Here is a 20,005-nt window from a genome sequence, read left to right as displayed (position 1 = left end):
CTTGCGTTTGCTGGACGCGGATCAGGAAGTCGTTGGGATCGTCGCCGAACTGCTGCACGGTGAAGGCTCCCAGGGAGAGAGTCCCCAGGGCGTCGCGAATCTCGCCGGCCTGGGTGGGCACGACAAATCGCACCTCGACCAGGGTGCCGCCGGCGAAATCAACGCCCAAAGCGGGTCCACCCTTGATCGCCAGGGACACCAGGCCCGCGAGAATGATCGCCAAGGACAGGATCAGGGCGATACGATTTTTACCGACGAAATCGTAATGACTGCTCGGGTTGAAAACTTGCATGAAAAGTTCTCGCTTTCTTTCCGAAAAAGGATGCATCACCCCGCTGGCCGGCACGCCAGGCGCACGGGCGGCGGAAATTCGCGGGGCATGGGCGGGCGGCGGGTCAAGAAACCCGCGCGGCGCGCGAAATCAGCTTTTATCTAGGAAAGAGGCGCGAAGGGCGGTGGACGCGGCAGGGCCGGGGTGAGATGAGTCTTTGCGGTCGGTCGTTGGACCTGATCGGGGGTAAAGGACTGGCCTGCGGCCAGAGGGGCCGCCGCCAGATCATCCTGGGGGGGCGGCGGGAACCAGGGCGTTGAAGCGAATTCCCGCAGCTCCGGAGCTTGGACGCAGGCCGCCACCAGATCGGGCGCGGCCGCCGGGGGCGAGAGCAGATCGACGCAGCCTGACAGAGGCCCTTGGGCGAAGGAACTGCCCGGATGCGTCAAAAAGCAAAGCGCCAGCAGAATCAGGAGGCCGGGTCTCAGGACCCGGGCGGCGATTCCCCGGCGCAAGAAAAAGTTTGCGGACATGGACGGTTATTCTACTGGGCCTGAATGCGATGCGCCTTGCTGCAACCAATGCTAAGCATCATACTCCCGTGCGCTGGAAAAAGTCCAATGGGATTATGCGGGCGGGCGCAGGCGCCCGCGTTCTCAGGTTTCCGTAAGATGAACTGCTTCGTCGAACTCCCCGCCCTCGGCACAGTAGTACAACAGCCAACCCTTGAAATTGCGGATCTGCTGGGGAGAGCCCAGCACCAGCAGCTCATCGCCCTCCACCAGGCGATCCTGGCCGACGGGATTGATGATCTTGTCCTTGCCGCGGCGGATGCCGGCAACCAGCACCCCGGTCTGCCGAAGGATGGCCAACTCGGCCAGGGACTGCCCGATCCGCGGCCCGGGAGGCACGATCAAGGTTTCGAGCCGGGCATCCTCGAAATCCGTCTGCGCCTCCCCGGCGCGTAGCTGTTCCAGCCCTTGGCGGGCGGCGGCGAGTTGCTCCGACGTGCCCAGGAGCAGCAGCCGGTCGCCGCTGTAAAGCACCTGGCTGGGATCGGGGGAAACCAGGGTGTGCCCGCCGCGATTGATTTCCGCGATGGAACAGCCAAAGCGCGAACGCACCCGCAGCTCGGCGATGGTGCTGCCCGAACAGGCCGCGCGTTCCGGCAGCACCAGATCCTGCGCCTGAATCTCCCAACCGCGTGATTCCTCCAGCCAGGGGTGTCGGCGTGAATCGTCGGGCTGCGGGTTGTCACCAAAGGCATCGTCCAGGGAATTCTGCCAGCGGCCATGCCAATAAAGCAGGCGCCGCGAGAAGACCACCAGGCCGGAGGCCAACACGCCGGCGATGGCCAGCCAGGCCCACTTCGGCAGGGATTCGGTGGGCAGCATGGAGAGCAGCCAGGAACCGATGCACAGGACGCTGAGGATTTTCACCCCGTTTTCCACGATGGGCCCGATGAAGCGTCGTGACCCGGCGACCCGCGCGAAGATCCGTGCCAGGGCCGCGAGGTTGATCCAGACGGCGATCAGGGGCACCAGCACCAGAACGCCGACCAGCATCCAAAAGCCTAGGGTCAGCATGCCCGGTGTCAGGGTGTCGGCCAGGGAACTCTTGCGCAAGGCGCCCAGAATCCGCTCGGAAAAAATCAGTACGCCGGTAATAAACAGGGTTTCCAGGGCGATATGCGTGAGGCGCTTCTTGCTGAGCTGCCACCACAGACGCCCGCCCCGGGCGTTGCCGAGTTGCACCAGCCATTGATGGTAGGCCTCGAGCAGACGCCGCAGCCAGCGCGGTTCGACGCGACCGATGGCGTGCAGCAGGGGCTCGGCGTGGCGGTTGATGAGCGGCGCGACCAGAACGGTAAAAATCGAGACGCCCACGGCGATGGGATACATTTCCGGCCCCAGGATCCCCGCCACCACGCCCAATTGGGCGATAACGAAAGTGAACTCGCCCAGCGGCATGAGCAGCAACCCCGCCCGCCTTGCCTCCTGGGGCGGCGTGCCGACCAGGGTGAGGGCGAGGCCGGTCGAAACCGCGCGCGCCAGCAGGGTAAACAGGCCCAAGCCCAGAATCCAGGGCCAGACCTCGAGCATCAGCCGCACATCGATCATCATGCCGATGGCGACGAAAAAGACGCTGCTGAACATGTCGCGCATGCCGGTAAACGCTTTTTCCACCCCGCTTTTCTGAGGCATGTCGGCAACGATGGCCCCCAGCAGAAAGGCGCCCAGGGCCAGGGAATAGCCCGCCTTCACCGCCAACAGCGCCATGAGGAACAGCACCCCGGCAACCACGATGGTCTGCAATTCCGGATCGGCCTTGGCTTCCAGGCGGCGCAACAGGCGGGGAACCAGGAGCAGCCCGGCGATGACCACCAGCACCACGAAGGTCGTCAAGCTGGTCAGCAAACTGCCGACCCCCGTCGACGCGCCTCCCAGGGTGGTTGCCTGGGCACCGAGGATGGCCAGCATGACCACCGCCACCACGTCCTCGAGCACCGTGATCCCCAGGGCCAGCTGCCCGGCGCGCTCGTGGCCGAGATTCATGTCCTTGATCACCTTGGCGATCACCGCCGAACTCGACACCATCAGCATCCCCGCGACGAACAGGCTCTGCGGGGAACTCCAGCCAACGGCCTTGCCGAGAAGTTGGGTGACGTTAAAAACGAAAAACGCCCCCAGGGCCGTCGCAATCAGCGGCCCCACCCCCATTTTCTGCAGCTTGGTGAGACTCAGGCCCAGGCCGATGGCAAACATGAGAAACACCAGCCCAACCTGGGAGAGCGTTTCGATGCGGGCGATGTCAAGGATGTAGGAGAAGGGCGGCGTATGGGGACCGATGAGGATGCCGGCCAACAGATAGCCGACGATCACCGACAGACCGATGCGCTTGCACAAAATGCCGACGAGGCCCGCGCTGAGCAGGACGACGGCCAGATCCTGAATGAAATTGATTCCGTCCATGGTTTGGCGATGTCAGGTTGTTGGAAAAAAGATAAAAACGTATCCATGCACCCGGCGTGGGGTTGCAGCCCCCATGGCAAGGGTGTCTGGCGCCATTCATGGCGCCAGTCAAGCGGCCAGGGACGGCGAAAAGCGCCCCTGGTCATGGGGGTTGCGACCCCAGGACGAACTAGTCCGGGTGAACTAGCCCAGCGCCTCCAGTTCCTCCCAGCGCAGGTAAGCCTGAGCCAGTTCGTCCTCGATGAGCGCCAGGCGTGTCTGCAGGTCGGCGACCTCGCCGCCGCCGCCGCGGTAGAAATTCGGGTCGGAGAGACGCGCATGGATTTCGCCCTGCTCGCCTTCGAGTTCCTCGATGCGCCGCGGCAGACTGTCCAGCTCCTGCTTTTCCTTGAAGCTGAGCTTGCGCGGCCGCTCCTTGGGCGCGCGGCGCTCGGTCCGTGGCGTTTCAACCCTGGGCGGCGCCTCGGGTTGGGGCCGCTGGCGCAGCCAATCCTCGTAACCGCCCACGTAGTCCCCAACCTTGCCCTCACCTTCGAGAACCAGGGTGCTGGTCACCACGTTGTCGAGAAAGGCGCGGTCATGGCTGACCAGCAGCACCGTGCCGGAAAAGTCCACGAGCAGATCCTCGAGCAGTTCGAGGGTTTCGAGATCCAGGTCGTTGGTCGGCTCATCGAGCACCAGCAGATTGGCGGGGCGGGTGAAGAGCTTGGCCAGCAGCAGCCGGTTGCGCTCGCCGCCGGAGAGGGTGCGCACCGGCGAGCGGGCGCGCTCGGGGGGAAAGAGAAAATCCTGCAGATAGCCCATGACGTGGCGGCGCTGCCCGCCGACCTCGACCCAATCGTTGCCCTCGGCGAGGTTTTCGTGCACCGTGCGATTTTCGTCGAGCTGGGCGCGTAGCTGATCGAAATAAGCGACTTGCAGGTTGGTGCCGAGCTTGACCCGGCCCTGCTGGGGAGCGAGCTCACCGAGCAAAAGTTGCAGAAGCGTGGTCTTGCCCGAGCCGTTGGGGCCGATGATGCCGACCTTGTCGCCGCGCAGGATGGTGGTGGAGAAATCGCGGATGAGGGGCCGGCCGTCCCAGGTGTAGCCGAGCCCCTCGGCCTCGATGACCAGCCGCCCGCTGCGTTCGCCTTCCTGAACCTGAAGAGCGGCGGTGCCGGTGCGTTCGCGCCGCGCGCGGCGCTCGGCGCGCAGTTGCTGCAAGGCGCGCACCCGCCCCATGTTGCGCGTGCGACGCGCCTTGATGCCCTGACGGATCCAGGCTTCCTCGCGGGCGAGTTTCTTGTCGAACTCAGCCTGTTGCTTTTCCTCGGCGGCCAGTTGCTCCTCGCGCCGCGCCAGATAGGTGGCGTAGTCGCAGTCCCAGCTGGAGAGATTGCCGCGATCGAGCTCGACGATCCGCGTCGCCACCCGCTGCAGAAAAGAGCGGTCGTGGGTGACGAAGACCAGCGCCTTGTCGCGGCGCACGAGAAAATCCTCGAGCCAGGCGATGGTGTCGAGGTCGAGGTGGTTGGTCGGCTCGTCGAGCAGCAGGATGTCGGGGTCGGCGACCAGCGCCCGCCCGAGCATGACGCGCCGCTTGAGCCCGCCCGAAAGACTGGCGAAGGGCTGGTCGGCGGGCAGTTGCAGATGATTGATGACCTGTTCGGCACGTTGATGCAGTTCCCAGCCGCCGGTCTCCTCCAGGCGCTTCTGCAGGCGGCCGAGTTCGTCGAGCAGCGCCGCCGAGGCATCCTCGGCCAACTGGCGGCCGATTTGATGAAAGCGCGCCAGCAGGGCGGCCTGTTCACCGAGGCCCGCGGCGACCACATCGAAGACGCTGCCCTCGATGCCGGCCGGCACCTCCTGGGAAACCAGGGCGGTGCGCAACCCCTGACGCCGCATGATCTCGCCGCCGTCGGGAAGGAGGTCCGCGTTGATGACGCGCATCAGAGTCGATTTGCCCGCGCCGTTGCGCCCGAGCAGACACACGCGCTCGCGCTCTCGGATGGTCAGGGTCGCCCCGTCGAGCAGGGCGGCGGCGCCGAAGGCAAGGTGCAGTTGGTGGAGTGTGATCAAAGCCATGAGGGGGGTCCTGAATCGGATAAATGGTCGTGCCCTGTCGCTTGAAGGGGCATAGTAGGCCATCGGCACGGCGGCGGCAAGCGCGCATTTTCTCCTGTTCAGGCGCCCTGCGGCTGGACATCGGCCGCATCTGCGCTATGTTTGGGGGATTGAAAAAAATCTGGAGGCCCGCTCCCATGGCGATCAAATACCCCACCACCGAGGACAATCTCTGCACCCAACCGCAAGGCCACCAGAGCCACATGTGCGCTCTCATTGCGCAGGGGCGCACCGAGGATATCCGCAAGCGGGCCGATCAACCGCGCTTTGCCTGCTTCAACTGCGGCGCCCGGGCCAACGACGAGGAGAGTCTCTGCAGTCCCACGCCTCTGGACGATCCTGCCCTGCCGCGCGGCCGCAAAAACTCAGACGCCAAACAGGAGGACTCCCATGAGCGTTAAGATCCCCATCATTTTCTACAGCATGTACGGGCACATTTACCGCATGGCCGAAGCGGTGGCCGAAGGGGTGAGCGAGGTGGCGGACTGCGAGGCCAAACTGCTCCAGGTGGCCGAACTGGTGCCCGAGGCCGCCCTGGAAAAATCCGGCGCCAAGCAGGCGCGCGCCACCTTTGCCCAAATCCCCCAGGCAAGCGTCGAGGATCTTGCCGAGGCCGACGCGGTGATCTTCGGCACGCCGACGCGCTTCGGCAACATGGCGGCGCAGATGCGCAACTTTCTCGACCAGACCGGCGGGCTGTGGATGAAGGGGGCCCTGGTGGGCAAGGTCGGCAGCGTTTTTACCTCCACCGCCACCCAGCACGGCGGCCAGGAAACCACCATCACCAGCTTCCACAGCACGCTGCTGCACCACGGCATGATCATCGTCGGCGTGCCCTACAGCGAGCAGCGCCTGCTCACCATGGACGAAATCACCGGCGGATCGCCCTACGGCGCCGGCACCCTGGCCGGCGGCGACGGGTCGCGCCTGCCCAGCGACAACGAACTGGCCATCGCCCGCTTCCAGGGCCGGCATGTGGCGCGGATCGCCAAGAAGCTCAAGGGCTGAGAAATCCCCCTCGCTCCCCCTTTGGCAAAGGGGGAAGAGAAACCAAAAAAAATGCGTCCCCGCCGCGCGGCGGGGACGCATTTTTTGGTTCTTCGCGGGCGCAAGCCTCAGCAGCAGTCGCCATCGCCCATGCGGTAGATGATGGGCACCTGGCCGGGGCCGTCGACGCTCATGCCGAGATCCTTGAGCAGGCCGTCGGCGAGGCTGTAGATCCAGCCGTGCACGGTCAGGGAATCGCCGCGCAGCCAGGCATTCTGCACGATGGTGCTGTGGGCGACGTTGGCCACCTGCTGGATGACGTTGATTTCGCACAGACGGTCGACGCGTTCCTGCTCGTCGGTGATTTCCTCAAGACGACGGCGATGCAGGGTATAGACATCCTTGATGTGACGCAGCCAGTTGTCGATAAGCCCGTACTGGCTGCCGCCCAGGGCGGTCTTGACACCGCCGCAACCGTAATGGCCGCAGACGATGATGTGCTCGACCTTGAGCACCTCGACGGCATACTGGATGACGGACAGGCAGTTGAAGTCGGTGTGCACCACCACATTGGCCACGTTGCGGTGCACGAAGAGTTCTCCCGAATCCAGGCCGACGATCTCGTTGGCCGGCACCCGGCTGTCGGAGCAGCCGATCCACAGATACTTGGGGGCCTGCTGGCGGCTGAGGCGCGCGAAAAAATCCGCGTCGAGGCGGGTGCGTCCCTCGGCCCACTGCCGGTTTTTGTCGAAAAGATCCTGAAGTCTGTTCACGGCGTCGCTCCTCCTGCAAAGTCGATTGCGTATCAAAAACACGTTTTACTTTTTAGTGCAAATAAAAAATTCCCCGCGCCCCCTTCCTTCGTGCTATAAAGCCCGCCCGGCGGCGGCGCGATTCCTTACTTTTTTTGTAACAGAATTCTAAACGCGTGGAAATTCTCTCGAAGCCCCTGAAATCGGCGCCGATCGGCGGTATGCTTTAGACAATCGGCATTGGCCTATTTGGAAAGGATTTTTCATGATGCCTGAAATTCCCCAACTCGGCACGCGCCTGCACGGCTTTGAGGTCACGGCCGTCAGCGACTTGCCCGAACTCAACCTGACCCTCATCGAACTGCGCCACCTGGCGACGGGCGCGCGCATGGCGCACCTGGCCAACGAGGATCCCAACAACCTCTTCGCCGTGGGCCTGCGCACCACGCCCCAGGATTCCACGGGCATCGCCCACATTCTCGAACACACGGTATTGTGCGGCTCGCGCCGCTTTCCGGTGCGCGACCCCTTCTTTTCCATGCTGCGGCGCAGTCTCAACACCTTCATGAACGCGCTGACCTCCAGCGATTGGACGCTCTATCCCTTCGCCAGCATGAACTCCAAGGACTTCTACAACCTGATGGACATCTACCTCGACGCGGTGTTTTTTCCGCGCCTGAGCGCGATGAATTTTCGCCAGGAAGGGCATCGCCTCGAATTCGCCGATCCCGCCGACCCCGCATCGCCCCTGGAATTCAAGGGCGTGGTCTACAACGAGATGAAGGGCGCCATGGCCGACCCCTCTTCCCTCATCGGCCGCCGCCTCAACCGCCATCTGTTCCCCACGGTCACCTACCATCATAATTCCGGCGGCGAACCGGCGGATATCCTCGACCTGACCCACCAGGCCCTGTGTGATTTTCACGCCGCCTACTACCATCCAAGCAACGCCTGGTTTTTCACCTACGGCAACCTGCCCCTGCGCGAGCACCTGCGCGTCATCGAGGAGCGCGCCCTCAAGGAGTTTCAGGCGCGCCCCCTGTCCTCCGAGGTGCCGCCGGAGCAGCGCTACAGCGCGCCCAAGCGGGTCACGGAAACCTTCGCCCTGGCCCCGGGCGAGCCCCTGGAGCGCCGCTCCATGGTGCAGGTGGCCTGGCTGACCTGCGACATCGCGGACAGCTTCGAGCGCCTGGCCTTCAACCTGCTCTCGGTGCTGCTCCTCGGCAACCCGGCGGCGCCCCTCTACAAGGCCTTGCTCGATTCGCGCCTGGGCACCAATCTGGTGCCGGGTTCGGGCTACCACGACGATTACCGCACCACGCTGTTCGCCGCCGGACTGCAAGGCACCGACCCGCAGCACAGCGAAGCCATCGAGAAGCTGGTGCTCGACACCCTGGGCGAAGTGGCGCGCACCGGGTTTTCCCGCGAGCGCATCGAGGGAGCCATTCATCGTTATGAATTCGGCCATCGCGAAGTCAGCGGCGACAGCTATCCCTACGCCCTGCTGCTGTGCATGCGCATGCTCGGCCCCTGGATGCACTGCGGCGACGCCCTCTCCGGTCTGCGCATCGGCGAGCATCTGGAGCGTCTGCGCCGCGAGCTCGACGCCGGGCCGTTCTTTGAGACTCTCATCCGCCGGCATTTGCTCGACAATCCTCATCGCGTCACCCTGACCCTGCGCCCCGATCCCGAGCAGCAGGAGCGCGAGGACCAGCAGATCGCCGCGCGCCTGGCGGACATCCGCGCGTCCCTGAGCCCCGCGGATGAACAGCGCCTGGTCGCCGAGGCCCTGGAACTCAAGCAGGCGCAGGAGACCGAGGAAGATGTCTCCTGTCTGCCGACCCTGGAACTAACGGACATTCCGGCCGAGGAACCGGCGGTGCCCTCGACCCCGGATCAACAAGGCGATGTGCCCGTGCACTGGTTCGACCAGCCGACCAACGGCATCGGCTATTTCATCGCCCACCTCGATGCCCGGACCCTGGATGCGCGCCACCTGCCCTACCTGCCCCTGTTCTGCTCGCTGCTCACCCAGATCGGCGCCGCCGGCCTGAGCTACCTGGAGATGGCCGAGCGCATGGAAGCCGGCACGGGAGGGATTTCCTTCTCGACGGAGGTTCTAGAGGACCCCGCCGACCCGCGCCGCTTCCAGGCCCTGGTGCAGGTCCGGGGCAAGGCCCTGGAGCGCAACCAGGACAAGCTCTTCGCCATTCTCGGCGACATCTGCGCGGCGCCCGACTTCAGCGACCGCGAGCGGCTGCGCACGGTGCTCGGCCAGATCCGAACCACCCTGGAGAACTCCATTCCCTCGGCCGGGCACAGTTATGCCGCCCGCGCCGCCGCCGCCAATCTGTCGCCCGCGGCGCGCCTGCGTGAAACCTGGTCGGGCCTGGAACTGGTGGCCCTGGCCAAACAGGCCGCCGCGCTCCAGGACGCGCAACTCGATGCCCTCGCCGGACAGATGCGCGACATCGCCGCCCAACTGTTGCGGCGCAACCGCCTGAGCTGCGCGGTGGTGGCCGAGGCGCGCCATTTTGCCCAGGTGCGGCCGGCCCTGGAAAGATTTCTCGCCGCCCTGCCCGCCGGGGCGCCGCCGGCGCACGACCCGTCGGCCTTCGAGCCCCACCCGGCGCGGCGCGGCTGGGCGGCGTCGGTGCCGGTGGCCTACGTGACCCGGGTGTTCCCCACCGTGGCCTACACCCATGCCGACAGCGGCGGGCTCATGGTGCTGGCCAAGCTGCTCAAGGCCGGCTACCTGCACCGCGAAATCCGCGAGAAGGGCGGCGCCTACGGCGGCATGGCCTCATCCAACCCGGAGACCGGTCTGCTCTCCCTGCTGTCCTACCGCGACCCCCATCTGACCCGCACCCTGCGCGTCTATGACGAGGCGGCGAGTTGGGCGGCGGCCGGCCGCTTCAGCGATCAGGACATCAAGGAGGCGATCCTGGCGGTTTTCGGCGAGATCGACAAGCCCCTCTCCCCCGGCGGACGCGGCTACCGCGAGTTCGCCAACACCCGCCAGGGACTTAGCCTGGAGATGCGCCAGGAACTGCGCCGCAAGGTGCTGGCCACCGACCGTGCGACCCTGCGGCGCCTCGCCCAGGCGTATCTGATCGAGGGACGCGGGCGCAGCGCCGTGTCGGTGCTGGCCGGGGAAGACAGTCTCAAGCAGGCGAACCAAGAGCTGGGCGAGGAAGGCCTGGAGATTCGCAAGATTTGAACGATGGGCGGGCGTAGGGGCGAGGCACGGCCTCGCCCCTACGACGTGTTTTTAGGTTTGGTAAAACGGGTGGCCGGGGCGTTCCAGGGGTCATCGGGCCAGGGATGCTTGGAATAGCGGCCGGCGAGCTCCTTTTTCACCTCGGGATAGACGTTGTTCCAGAAGCTGCGCAGGTCCTGGGTGACGGCCAGGGGTCGCCGGGCGGGGGACAACAGGTGGATGAGCACCGGCACCCGTCCCCTGGCCAGGCGCGGCGTTTCGGCCAGGCCGAAGAGCTCCTGAAGTTTGACGGCCAGCACCGGTGGGCCCTCGACTTCGTAATCCAGGCGAATGCGCGAGCCGCTCGGCACCGCGAGATGGGTGGGCGCCTCGCGCTCCAGACGCTGGCGGCGCGGCCAATCGAGCAGGCCATGCAGCGCCTCCAGCGGATCGAGACGTTCCAGGTCGGCGCGGCCGCGACAGGCGTCGAGAAACGGCCCAAGCCACTCGTCCAGGGTGTCGAGCAAGACGTCCGGCGCGACTTCGGGCCAGGAGCCCTCGCGGTCCTGACCGGACAGAAATCGCAACCTGGCCAGAAACTGTCGGCTTTCGGCGCTCCAGCCCAGCACCTCCAGTCCCAGCCTTCTGATCCCCGCGAGGAGCGCCGCCGTTCGTTCCTCGGGATGTGCCTGGGCGGGTCGCTCGCGCAAGATCAATGCCCCCAGTCCCTGCACCTCGCGAGCCGTCACGCGCTCCTCGCGCTCATCCCAGCCCACCTCGCGGCGCCAACCAAGGCGCGCGGCAAACTCGTCCTCAAGCAACTCGCGCGAGAGCCGACTGGCCAGGCGAATATCCCCCTCGCCCCGCTCGCCACCGAAAATTTCCACGGCCACCAGAAACGGCGGTGCTTGCAGAGCGGAAAAACGCGACAAGCGCGCGCCGCGCCCGTTGGCCAGCAAATAGCGGTCGCTGCCGGGCTCACGCTGCCGGGCGACGCGATCAGGATAGGCTGCCGCCAGCAAACGCCCCAGCACCCCCCAGGAAACCGGCTCGGCATCGGCTGCGGCCCCCAAGCGCCCCAGCCATTGCCCCGCGGCCTGAAGCGCGGCACGCAGGGCGCCGGCGTCCGCACCGGCGGGCAGGTCGCGGCCCTGGGAGCCGCGCCAGCGTTCCAAAGCCTCAAGGCGTGCGAACAAATCCGAATCGGCGGTATGCCGGGCCTCCCCCGCGCCGCGCAGAACGTCGCGCTCGGCCAGCAGCGCCGCCAGATCGCAGGCCAGGCGCGGCACCTCCAAATCCCGACCGCGCAGCATCAGCGCCGCCAGGCGCGGATGGGCGCCCAGTTCACTCAAGGCCGCTCCGCGCGCGGTAATGCGCCCGGCATCGTCCAGCGCCCCGAGGGCGCGCAACAGCTCCCGCGCTCCGGCCAGGGCACCGGGGGATGGCGGGTCGAGCCAGCTCAGGCTTTGCGCGTCACTGATGCCCCAGCGCGCCAGATCCAGGGCCAGTTCGGCAAGATCGGCCTGACGGATTTCCGGAGGGGTGAAGGGCAACAGGCTGCCCTGGGTCGCCGCGCTCCACAGGCGATAGCAGACTCCCGGCCCGAGGCGCCCAGCGCGGCCCGCCCGCTGCGTCGCCGAGGCGGCCGAGATACGCACCGTTTCGAGGCGGGTCAGGCCGCTGCCCGGCTCGAATCGCGCCTGGCGCGCCAGGCCGCTGTCCACCACCACCCGCACGCCTTCGATGGTCAAACTGGTCTCGGCGATATTGGTCGCCACCACCACCTTGCGCCGCGCTCCGGGCAGAATCGCCCGCTCCTGTTCGGCAAAGGGCAGATCGCCGTACAGGGGACAAAGGTCCACCTCCCGCGTTGCGCCGGCCTGCGCCAGAGCCGCACAGCAGCGCCGGATCTCTGGTGCGCCGGGCAGAAACACCAGCACGTCTCCCTGCGTTTCCGCAAGGGCGCGCAGCACCGCCCGCGCCGCCACCTCTTCCGGCGGCCCCTGGGAATCCTGGTCCAGGTAGCGGATGTCGAGGGGATGGGCGCGCCCGGCGCTGGTGATGAGGGGCGCGTCACCGAGCAGGCGGCTCACCGGCTCGGCATCGAGGGTGGCGGACATGACCAGCAGCCGCAGATCCTCGCGCAGGCCCTGCTGGGCGTCGCGGCACAGGGCCAGGGCCAGGTCGGAGTGCAGGCTGCGTTCGTGGAATTCGTCGAAAATCACCAGGCCCACACCCTCCAGGGAGGGATCGGTTTGCAGGCGGCGGGTGAGGATGCCCTCGGTGACCACCTCGATGCGGGTGCGCGCCGAGACCCGCCGCGTGAAGCGGATGCTGTAACCGACCCGCCCGCCCACGTCCTCGCCGAGCTGCGCCGCCAGGTAACGCGCCGCGTTGCTCGCCGCCAGGCGGCGCGGTTCGAGCATGAGAATGTTTTTCCCCGCCAGCCAGGGCTCGTCGAGCAGCGCCAGGGGCACGCGCGTGGTTTTGCCGGCGCCGGGCGGCGCCTGAAGCACGGCGGCGTCGCGGGTTGCCAGGGCGTCACGCAGGCACGGCAGAACCGCGTCGATGGGCAAGGCGATTTTCGTCATAAGCGGCTCGGAGCGGGTAAACTAGGTGCAGAGCGGCGACCATGGAGCGCGCCGCCCAGGAGAAAGGAGCGAACAACCGTGAACAAAACGTCTTGGCTGGGGATGGTCATTTGGCTGACCCTGAGCCTGTTGCATTCTGGTCCCGCTTGGGGAGAAGCCAGGAACCTCGTCGCCTACGCCATCGAGAATCCGCGCGCCGGCCGCAATCTGACGCCCTGGGGTCTGGGCCCCCTGGCGGCCTGGGGCAATCGTTCGGCGCTGCTCTATCATGACGCCTCGGGCCAGGACTGGATTTACCTGCAAGACCGCGCCGGCTGGGAAAAGCACCTGCGCCTGCCGGGCAAACTGACGCCCAATGATCGCGCCAACGCCGGCTACGTCTTTACCGCGCCCGAGGATTTCTGGCTGTGGTCGGGCGTGCTGGGGCGCACCCAGTTGCGCCATTACCGCCTGAATGGCGCGGCGGGCGACAGCGACGCGCTGACCCTGGTGGAGGAAATCGCCGTCGGCGATGAGGCCACCCGGCCCGGAGGCCTCATCGCCCTGGCCAATGGCGCGCTGGTCGGAGTCTGGCACCAGTTCACCCGGCATGAGGATCGCCATCTCGAAATCGGCATCCTCTACCGCTCGCCCGAAGGCCGCCGGACAACTCTTGCGCCCCTGCGGATCCCGGGGCACGGCGGGACTCCCGTCGCCACCCGCTGGGCCCTGGCCCAGCATCCCGCCGACGGCAGCGTCTGGGCCTTTCTCAAACGCGACAGCTACCGGGAAATCACCGCCCTGCGCCTGGTGGAAGAGGCCGGAGGGCTCAGGGTCGACGGGTTGCAAACCGATTTCATCGATCGCCGCCGGCAAGAGCATGCGCCGGAGAGCGAATTTCCCTACCTCACGGCCGTCGCCGACCTGGAGCGCAAGCTCATCCTGCTGGCCTATCAGAATGTCCGCCAGCAGATTTTCCACTTGAGCGACGAGCAAGGCCGCCTCATCGGCGGCACCTGCCCGGCACCCGCCGGGACGACGACCACGCCCCATCTCTTCGACAAGGGCGCGCAGCTGAGCATCGCCGAAATCGCCGGCGACGGCCGGCTGTCCTTTGTCGCCCTGCCCGCCTACACCGAACGCGTGCGCCCCTTCGGGCTGGTGGCCGACGGCGGCGTTCTGCTGATGTTCGAGGGGGCTGGCTGCCGCGCCCATGGGGAAGCCGCAAACCAGCGCGGCGCGGAAATCTTCCTCGCGCGCCATGACCGGGCCTGGCAGCCCCTGCAGCGCATCGGCCAGGCCGTGAAGGTCAGCAATACCCTCGCCTCGCACATCTTTTTCAATCCGGGCTGGCCGCAGTTCGTGGTGCGCCTGGACGACGGCCGGCTCTACACCATCGAGCGGCGCTGAACCGGCGCTTAAACCACGAACTCGCGGAAGCGCCGTACCGCCTCGCCGATGCCGTCCTCGCTGACATTGCCCAGGGCGATGCGCAGGTAGGGCGTTAAGCCCGGCCCGAAGATTTCCCCCCCCAGGGTCAGCACGCCCGCCTCTTCGAGCAGCAGGCGCGCGACCTGACGCCCCGTGTGGCCGGGAAAGGGATGGCGTACCCAGGCGAAAAACGAGCCGCTGGCCACCAGGCGAAAGGGGTTGCCGGGCGCGCGGAATTGCTCGACGAACAGGTCGTGGCGCCGCTGCATGCGCGCGCGGTTGGCCGCCACCCAGTCACCGAGATGCTCCACGCCGTGAAGAATGGCCTGCTGGGTGAGGCGCGGCGCGCACACCGCCATGGTGTCCTGCGCCTTGAGGGCATGATGGAGAAAGTCGGGAGAGGCCGCCAGCACCCCGGCACGCAGACCGGTCAGGGCGAAGGTCTTGCCGAAGGAGGTAATGTGGATGAAATGATCCTCCCAGGCCGGATCGGTGAACAGCTCGTGGGGGCGCGCACCGCCGGCAATGAACTCGCCGTAGGTTTCATCGAGGATCAGCGCCACGTCGTTTTTTTGCGCCAGGTGAAAAATTTCGGCGAGCACCTCGGGCGGCGTCACCACGCCGGTGGGGTTGCTGGGGGTGACCAGCAGCAGGGCACGGGTGCGACTGTTGATGCGCGAGGCCAGGGCGCGCACCTCGGGCACGCCGCCGCGCTCCTCGTCAAAAGGCACGAAGACGGCGCGAATGCCGAGCATGTCCAAGGCCATCACATGGTCGAAATAATAGGGCACGACCACCACCACCTCGTCCCCGGGGCGACACAGCGTGACCAGCGCCAGCCAGAACGCCTGGCTCGCGCCGATGGTCAGGCAAAGGTTGCGCGGCAGCATGACCGCGCCGTAGCGCCGGCGGTAATACGCGCACAGGCCTTCGCGCACCTCGGGCAGCCCTTCGTCCGGGGAATAGCGGTAGGTGGCGGGTTCGTCGAGGCGGGTGCGCAGGTGCTCGACCAGGGCGGGCGCCGGCGGATAGGAGGGCACCGCCTGGCACAGATCGACCAAGGGCCGGTCCTGGGGATGGCGGCGCGCCGCCACCCATTCCCAGACTTCGGAAATGGGCGGAAAACCGACTTCGCGGATGTGGGGGTTGATGGGGAATTTCATGCGCGCCGCAGGATTTCCACCAGCAATTCGGCCACCTGGGACATATCGGCGATGCTCACCGATTCGTCGAGGGTATGCACGTTGGTCATGCCGGTGCCGAGAATCAGGGTCTCGATGCCGTGGGCGTTGAAGATGTTGGCGTCACTGCCGCCTCCGGCGGAGCGCACGGTGATGGGACGACCCAAAGCCAGCCCGGCCTCCTGCACCAGGCGCACCACGGGCGCATCGAGGGACACGTGCATCATCGGATAATCGGAGAGGATCTCCCAGGTGACCTCGGCGGCGACAAGGGCGCCGTCGATCTCCTTGCGCATCGCGCGCGCCGCCGCCAGGAAACAGCCGACCATGTGCTCGGTCTGCTCCTCCAGGCGACGCGGATCATGGCTGCGCGCCTCGCCTTCGAGCACCACGCGCTTGGCGACGATGTTGGTCGCCTGGCCGCCGCTGATGGTGCCGATGTTGGCCGTGGTGTCCTCGTCGACCCGTCCGAGGCGCATGGCGGCGATGGCGCGCGACGCCACCTCGATGGCGGAAATGCCCCTTTCCGGAGCGATTCCGGCATGGGCCTCGCGGCCGAGCACCTCGATGCGCAGCTTGTTGGCGCAGGGCGCGCGATGGATGGCCAGATCCACCCCGGAGGTATCCAGGGCCAGGCCGCGACGGCTCCGGATCAGGGAAAAATCGAGGTGCTTGGCGCCCAGCAGCCCCACTTCCTCGCACACCGTCACCACCACCTCCACCGGCCCGCGAGGGATGCCGCGCTCGCGCATGACGTCCAGGGCCTCGATGATCTCGGCGATGCCCGCCTTGTCGTCGGCGCCGAGCACCGTGTCGCCGGCGCTGGTAAACACCCCGTCGCGCAGCACCGGCCGCACCCCGGCCGCCGGTTCCACCGTATCCATGTGCACCGAGAGCATGAAAGGCGGGATCTCGCGCCCGGCGGCGGGGAAATGGGCGATGAGGTTGCCGCTTTCGCCGTTGATGCGCGCGGCGGCGCCATCGAAACGAACCTGCCCGCCGAGGCGGGTCAGACGGTCTTGCAAATAGCGGGCGATTTCTCCCTCGCCGAAGGAGGGGCTGGCAATGGCCGCCAGCCGGGCGAATTCCTCAGCGATACGTGCCTGATTGATCATGAACGGACCTCGTCACGCGGGTATTTTCAGCAAAATCCCCAAAGGGAACGGCTACAGTTGTACCCTAGTTGGCCAAGGAAGAAAAGGCCCTTGGCGGACAATTCGGGCTGGACAAACGGCGAAAAAGGTTGCTAGTATTCGACGGATTTAATCCTTCCTTCTTAACGGACGCGCGGCCTCTGGTGCTCGCGTCCCCAGGAATCGGCAAAGGTTTTGCCATGACCATGGATTACAATCCGCCCACCCGCTCCACGGCCCGGCGCAAAGCCTCCCGGCGCCTGCCGACGGCGATCCTCATTGCCTGCCTGGTTCTATCCCTCGCCCTGATCCTGCTGCGCTCCGGCATCACCCCGACGGAAGCGCGCATCGCCGCCGAGCCCTCCGGCCCACCCCAGGTCGCGCCCCTCGAGGACTTTGAGGAGGTGCCGGCCAGTACCAGCGAGACCATTTCCGGCGTCATTCGTTCGGGGGAAACCCTCTCGGTATTGCTCCGCGAATATCTGTCCTCCCAGGAAATCCACCGCCTCAGCGAAAAGAGCAAAGCCGTTTTCCCCCTGACCGGCCTGTGCGTCGGCCAGCCCTACCAGGTGTGTCTCGACGACGGGGGATTCGAGAGCTTTCTCTACGAAATCGACCGCAACGAGCAGCTGCTGATCCGCAAGATCGACGAGAAATTCGAAATCAGCCGCGTTCCCATCGCCTACACCGTCGAAGTCGAGGTGGTGGGCGGGACCATCTCCTCCAACCTGTTCAGCGCCGTGACGCGGATCGGCGAGTCGCCCGAACTGGCCATCGCCCTGGCGGATATCTTCGCCTGGGACATCGACTTCATCCTCGATATCCGCGAAGGCGACTCCTTTCAGGCGGTGGTGGAAAAGCGCTACCGCGAGGGTGCGCCGGCCGGCTACGGCCAGGTGCTGGCGGCGGAATTCGTCAACCAGGGCACGACCTACCGCGCCATCCGCTTCCAGGACGGCGAACGCCGCGCCGACTATTTCGACCCCGAGGGCAAGAGCCTGCGCAAGGCCTTTCTCAAGGCGCCCCTGGAATTCACCCGCATTTCCTCGGGCTTTACCCTGCGCCGCTTCCATCCCATCACCAAGAGCTGGAAGGCGCATCCGGCCATCGACTACGCCGCGCCCACGGGTACCCCCATCATGAGCGTCGGCGACGGCACCATCGCCCGTATCGGCCGCACCAAGGGCAACGGCAATTTCATCCAGGTGCGCCACACCAACGGCTACGAAACCATGTACCTGCACATGAGCCGCTTCGCCAAGGGCATGGCCCAGGGACGCAAGGTCAAGCAGGGCGAGGTCATCGGCTACGTCGGCGCCACCGGCCTCGCTACCGGCCCACACCTGTGCTTCCGCATGACCAAGGGCGGCGAGCCGGTCAATCCCCACAAAATCAAGCCACCCTCGGCGCCGGCCATCTCCCGGGATAACATGGCGGCTTTCAAGGCCGCCGCCGCGCCCCTGCTGGCTCGCATCGACGGCGGCGAACTCCGCCAAACCCAGTTCGACCCCTCCACGCGCTAGGATCGTTCCCGGCCCTTGCCAAACAACCGAACATCTCCGATAATGCCCTCTTGGCATTTTCCCCCGGAGAGGTTGCATGGCCATCAAACTCGGGACCCTGCTGGTGCAAACCGGCCTGATCACCCTTAACGAACTCGACGAAGCCCTCAAATTCCAGACCATCTTCGGCGGCAAGCTGGGCACCAACCTCATCGAAATGGGCCTGGCCGAGGAAGAAGACATCGCCCGCCTGCTCAGCCGCAAGCTTCATGTGCCCTACGCCGGCAGCGAGCAGTTGCTCGACATCCCCGCCGGCACCATTAAGTTGCTGCCGGTGGAACTGGCGACCAAATACAAGGTCGTTCCCTTTCACCAGGAAAAAATGCGCCTGCACCTGGTCATGATGGATCCCGGCGATCTGCGCGCGGTGGATGAAATCGGCTTCATCACCGGCATGGCCATTCGCCCCATGGTCGCGCCCGAGGTCAGCCTGGTGCTGGCCCTGGAGAAGCACTACGGCATCGAGCGCGACAAGCGCTACATTCCCGTCATCAAGCAGGTCCTCAAGCGCCGAAGCGAGGCTCCGCCCAAAGCCCCTGGGCCGACACCCGCGCGGGCGCATCAGGAAAATCCGCAAGGGAATGCGTCGGGTTCCTGGCGCGAAAGCGTCAACCGTTATTCCATCGATCAGCTGTCCTCGGCCCTGGCTGATATTCGGAAGCGCGAGGAGGTGGCCGCGCGCGTTCTGGATTTCGTCGGTCAACGCTTCGAGCATGCCGCGTTCTTCCTGGTACGCAACCAGCAGGCAAGTGGCTGGCAAGCGCGCATCAAGAGCAAGCCGGTGACGGGATTCGAGGGCTTTTCCCTGAACCTCGACCAGCCCTCGATCCTCAAGACCGTCGTCGAAACCCGCAGCTTTTATCTCGGCACCCCGCCCGACACGCCCGCCGACCAGGGCATTTTTCGCGCGCTCCACCAGCGGCTTCCCGAAACCGCGTTGCTGCTTCCCATCGTCATGCAGGGGCGCGTCATCTGCATTCTCTATGTCGCGGGTCCGGCGGACAAGATCAACGACGCCTTCTTCGAACTGCAAAAGGTGGTGCAGAAAGCCACCCTGGCCCTGGAGATCCTCATCCTGCGCAACAAGATCCTCATGACCTGACGTGAATTACCTGGTCCATCTCTACCTCTCCGACGGCAGCGACGGCGGGCTGCTCGGCAACCTCATGGGCGATTTCGTCAAGGGCGCCCTGGACGAGAGTATCCCCGCGGACATCCGCGCCGGCCTTCATCAGCACCGCCTCATCGACGCCTTCGCCCAGGGCAATGCCCACTTTCGCCGCAGCAAGCGCCGACTCCCCGAGAGCTTCGGCCACTGCAAGGGCGTGCTGGTCGACGTGTTCTACGATCATCTCCTCGCCCGCGACTGGGAGCGCCACCACCCGCGCCCCCTGGCGGACTTCGCCGCGCACGTCCATGCCCTGCTCGAAGCGCACTTCGACCGGCTGCCCCCCGGGTTGCAGGAGGTGGCGCCGCGCATGATCCGGCACAACTGGCTGGTCTCCTACCGCGAGATCGACGTCGTCGGCCGTGTGCTGGAACGACTTGCCGCGCGCCTGTCGCGCCCCACCCCCCTCGCCCGGGGTCTGTCGGCCCTGCTGGCCGATTACCCCCAATTCGCCGAGGATTGCCGCCTCTTTCTTTTGGACGCGCAAACCTTCCTGCAAAAGAATCCGCCGGAGTCATTCCCCCTCAATCCCGCGAGATAATCGCGCCACCCGCCTTGACCTTCACCCCTCCCTTGCTAGACTCCCAGGGACAATTCCGCTGTCATTATCAACGATTTTGGCTATCCAGGGAGGCAAGCATGCGCGTTTCGCCATGGTTCGAGGGGTTGACGTTGG

14 protein-coding genes and 1 pseudogene are annotated in these 20,005 nt (G+C 66.0%); 7 read left to right on the top strand and 8 right to left on the bottom strand.

Going from position 1 to position 20,005, the window contains the following annotated elements:
• The 4 genes and pseudogenes from QAT43_RS07450 to QAT43_RS07435 all read right to left on the bottom strand — a co-directional run.
• Positions 1–292 (bottom strand): annotated as a pseudogene (locus QAT43_RS07450) (protein translocase subunit SecF); the annotation flags it as partial.
• Positions 293–432: 140 nt separating this feature from the next.
• A complete protein-coding gene (locus tag QAT43_RS07445) occupies positions 433–720 on the bottom strand; it encodes a hypothetical protein (RefSeq protein WP_305042424.1) in 288 nt (95 codons plus the stop codon).
• Between the two features lie 207 nt (positions 721–927).
• A complete protein-coding gene (locus QAT43_RS07440) occupies positions 928–3,243 on the bottom strand; it encodes a cation:proton antiporter domain-containing protein (RefSeq protein ID WP_305042423.1) in 2,316 nt (771 codons plus the stop codon).
• Between the two features lie 183 nt (positions 3,244–3,426).
• A complete protein-coding gene (locus tag QAT43_RS07435) occupies positions 3,427–5,307 on the bottom strand; it encodes an ATP-binding cassette domain-containing protein (RefSeq protein WP_305042422.1) in 1,881 nt (626 codons plus the stop codon).
• Between the two features lie 176 nt (positions 5,308–5,483).
• Between QAT43_RS07435 and QAT43_RS07430 the strand changes: the two genes are divergently transcribed.
• Both QAT43_RS07430 and wrbA read left to right on the top strand, forming a co-directional pair.
• Positions 5,484–5,747, top strand: coding sequence for a hypothetical protein (locus QAT43_RS07430; RefSeq protein ID WP_305042421.1), 264 nt, complete (start codon positions 5,484–5,486; stop codon positions 5,745–5,747).
• Entirely contained in the window at positions 5,737–6,354 is a 618-nt protein-coding gene (gene wrbA, locus QAT43_RS07425; protein WP_305042420.1) for an NAD(P)H:quinone oxidoreductase, read from the top strand. The genes QAT43_RS07430 and wrbA overlap by 11 nt, the downstream gene beginning before the upstream one ends.
• Positions 6,355–6,461: 107 nt before the next feature.
• On the opposite strand, the gene can is transcribed toward wrbA, so the two are convergent.
• Positions 6,462–7,106, bottom strand: a complete 645-nt coding sequence (can, locus tag QAT43_RS07420; protein WP_305042419.1) for a carbonate dehydratase — start codon at positions 7,104–7,106, stop codon at positions 6,462–6,464.
• A 244-nt stretch (positions 7,107–7,350) separates the two neighbouring features.
• Here can and QAT43_RS07415 point away from each other — a divergent pair, with 244 nt between their 5' ends.
• Positions 7,351–10,305 carry an insulinase family protein gene (locus tag QAT43_RS07415; RefSeq protein WP_305042418.1) on the top strand — a complete coding sequence of 985 codons (2,955 nt, stop codon included), beginning with the start codon at positions 7,351–7,353 and terminating at the stop codon, positions 10,303–10,305.
• A 38-nt stretch (positions 10,306–10,343) separates the two neighbouring features.
• Here QAT43_RS07415 and hrpB read toward each other — a convergent pair whose 3' ends face one another.
• Complete coding sequence (gene hrpB / locus QAT43_RS07410; RefSeq protein ID WP_305042417.1) at positions 10,344–12,875, bottom strand: ATP-dependent helicase HrpB; 2,532 nt, start codon at positions 12,873–12,875, stop codon at positions 10,344–10,346.
• A 78-nt stretch (positions 12,876–12,953) separates the two neighbouring features.
• Between hrpB and QAT43_RS07405 the strand changes: the two genes are divergently transcribed.
• A complete protein-coding gene (locus tag QAT43_RS07405) occupies positions 12,954–14,264 on the top strand; it encodes a hypothetical protein (RefSeq protein ID WP_305042416.1) in 1,311 nt (436 codons plus the stop codon).
• Between the two features lie 8 nt (positions 14,265–14,272).
• On the opposite strand, the gene QAT43_RS07400 is transcribed toward QAT43_RS07405, so the two are convergent.
• Positions 14,273–15,448 carry an aminotransferase gene (locus QAT43_RS07400; RefSeq protein ID WP_305042415.1) on the bottom strand — a complete coding sequence of 392 codons (1,176 nt, stop codon included), beginning with the start codon at positions 15,446–15,448 and terminating at the stop codon, positions 14,273–14,275.
• Positions 15,445–16,581, bottom strand: coding sequence for a M20/M25/M40 family metallo-hydrolase (locus tag QAT43_RS07395; RefSeq protein ID WP_305042414.1), 1,137 nt, complete (start codon positions 16,579–16,581; stop codon positions 15,445–15,447). The genes QAT43_RS07400 and QAT43_RS07395 overlap by 4 nt, the downstream gene beginning before the upstream one ends.
• A 218-nt stretch (positions 16,582–16,799) precedes the next feature.
• Here QAT43_RS07395 and QAT43_RS07390 point away from each other — a divergent pair, with 218 nt between their 5' ends.
• The 3 genes from QAT43_RS07390 to QAT43_RS07380 all read left to right on the top strand — a co-directional run bounded on the left by QAT43_RS07390 (position 16,800) and on the right by QAT43_RS07380 (position 19,870).
• Positions 16,800–18,122, top strand: coding sequence for a M23 family metallopeptidase (locus tag QAT43_RS07390; protein WP_305042413.1), 1,323 nt, complete (start codon positions 16,800–16,802; stop codon positions 18,120–18,122).
• Between the two features lie 76 nt (positions 18,123–18,198).
• The gene (locus tag QAT43_RS07385) at positions 18,199–19,263 is read left to right on the top strand and encodes a hypothetical protein (RefSeq protein WP_305042412.1); all 1,065 of its coding nucleotides are present in this window, start codon (positions 18,199–18,201) and stop codon (positions 19,261–19,263) included.
• 1 nt (position 19,264) lies between these two features.
• Positions 19,265–19,870, top strand: coding sequence for an acyl carrier protein phosphodiesterase (locus QAT43_RS07380; protein WP_305042411.1), 606 nt, complete (start codon positions 19,265–19,267; stop codon positions 19,868–19,870).
• Positions 19,871–20,005 lie beyond the last annotated feature (135 nt).

It is taken from the genome of Geoalkalibacter sp., from assembly GCF_030604225.1.
Classification (GTDB): Bacteria; Desulfobacterota; Desulfuromonadia; order Desulfuromonadales; family Geoalkalibacteraceae; genus Geoalkalibacter.
The sequence above is the reverse complement of the archived record's forward strand: the minus strand, read 5'-3'. Positions and strand labels throughout refer to the sequence as shown.

Excerpts from the sequence above, each read along its gene's own strand:
- QAT43_RS07440 (WP_305042423.1), bottom strand. The coding sequence starts at position 3,243 with ATGGACGGAATCAATTTCATTCAGGATCTGGCCGTCGTCCTGCTCAGC.
- QAT43_RS07435 (WP_305042422.1), bottom strand. The coding sequence starts at position 5,307 with ATGGCTTTGATCACACTCCACCAACTGCACCTTGCCTTCGGCGCCGCC.
- QAT43_RS07430 (WP_305042421.1), top strand. The coding sequence starts at position 5,484 with ATGGCGATCAAATACCCCACCACCGAGGACAATCTCTGCACCCAACCG.
- wrbA (WP_305042420.1), top strand. The coding sequence starts at position 5,737 with ATGAGCGTTAAGATCCCCATCATTTTCTACAGCATGTACGGGCACATT.
- QAT43_RS07415 (WP_305042418.1), top strand. The coding sequence starts at position 7,351 with ATGATGCCTGAAATTCCCCAACTCGGCACGCGCCTGCACGGCTTTGAG.
- hrpB (WP_305042417.1), bottom strand. The coding sequence starts at position 12,875 with ATGACGAAAATCGCCTTGCCCATCGACGCGGTTCTGCCGTGCCTGCGT.
- QAT43_RS07400 (WP_305042415.1), bottom strand. The coding sequence starts at position 15,448 with ATGAAATTCCCCATCAACCCCCACATCCGCGAAGTCGGTTTTCCGCCC.
- QAT43_RS07395 (WP_305042414.1), bottom strand. The coding sequence starts at position 16,581 with ATGATCAATCAGGCACGTATCGCTGAGGAATTCGCCCGGCTGGCGGCC.
- QAT43_RS07390 (WP_305042413.1), top strand. The coding sequence starts at position 16,800 with ATGACCATGGATTACAATCCGCCCACCCGCTCCACGGCCCGGCGCAAA.
- QAT43_RS07385 (WP_305042412.1), top strand. The coding sequence starts at position 18,199 with ATGGCCATCAAACTCGGGACCCTGCTGGTGCAAACCGGCCTGATCACC.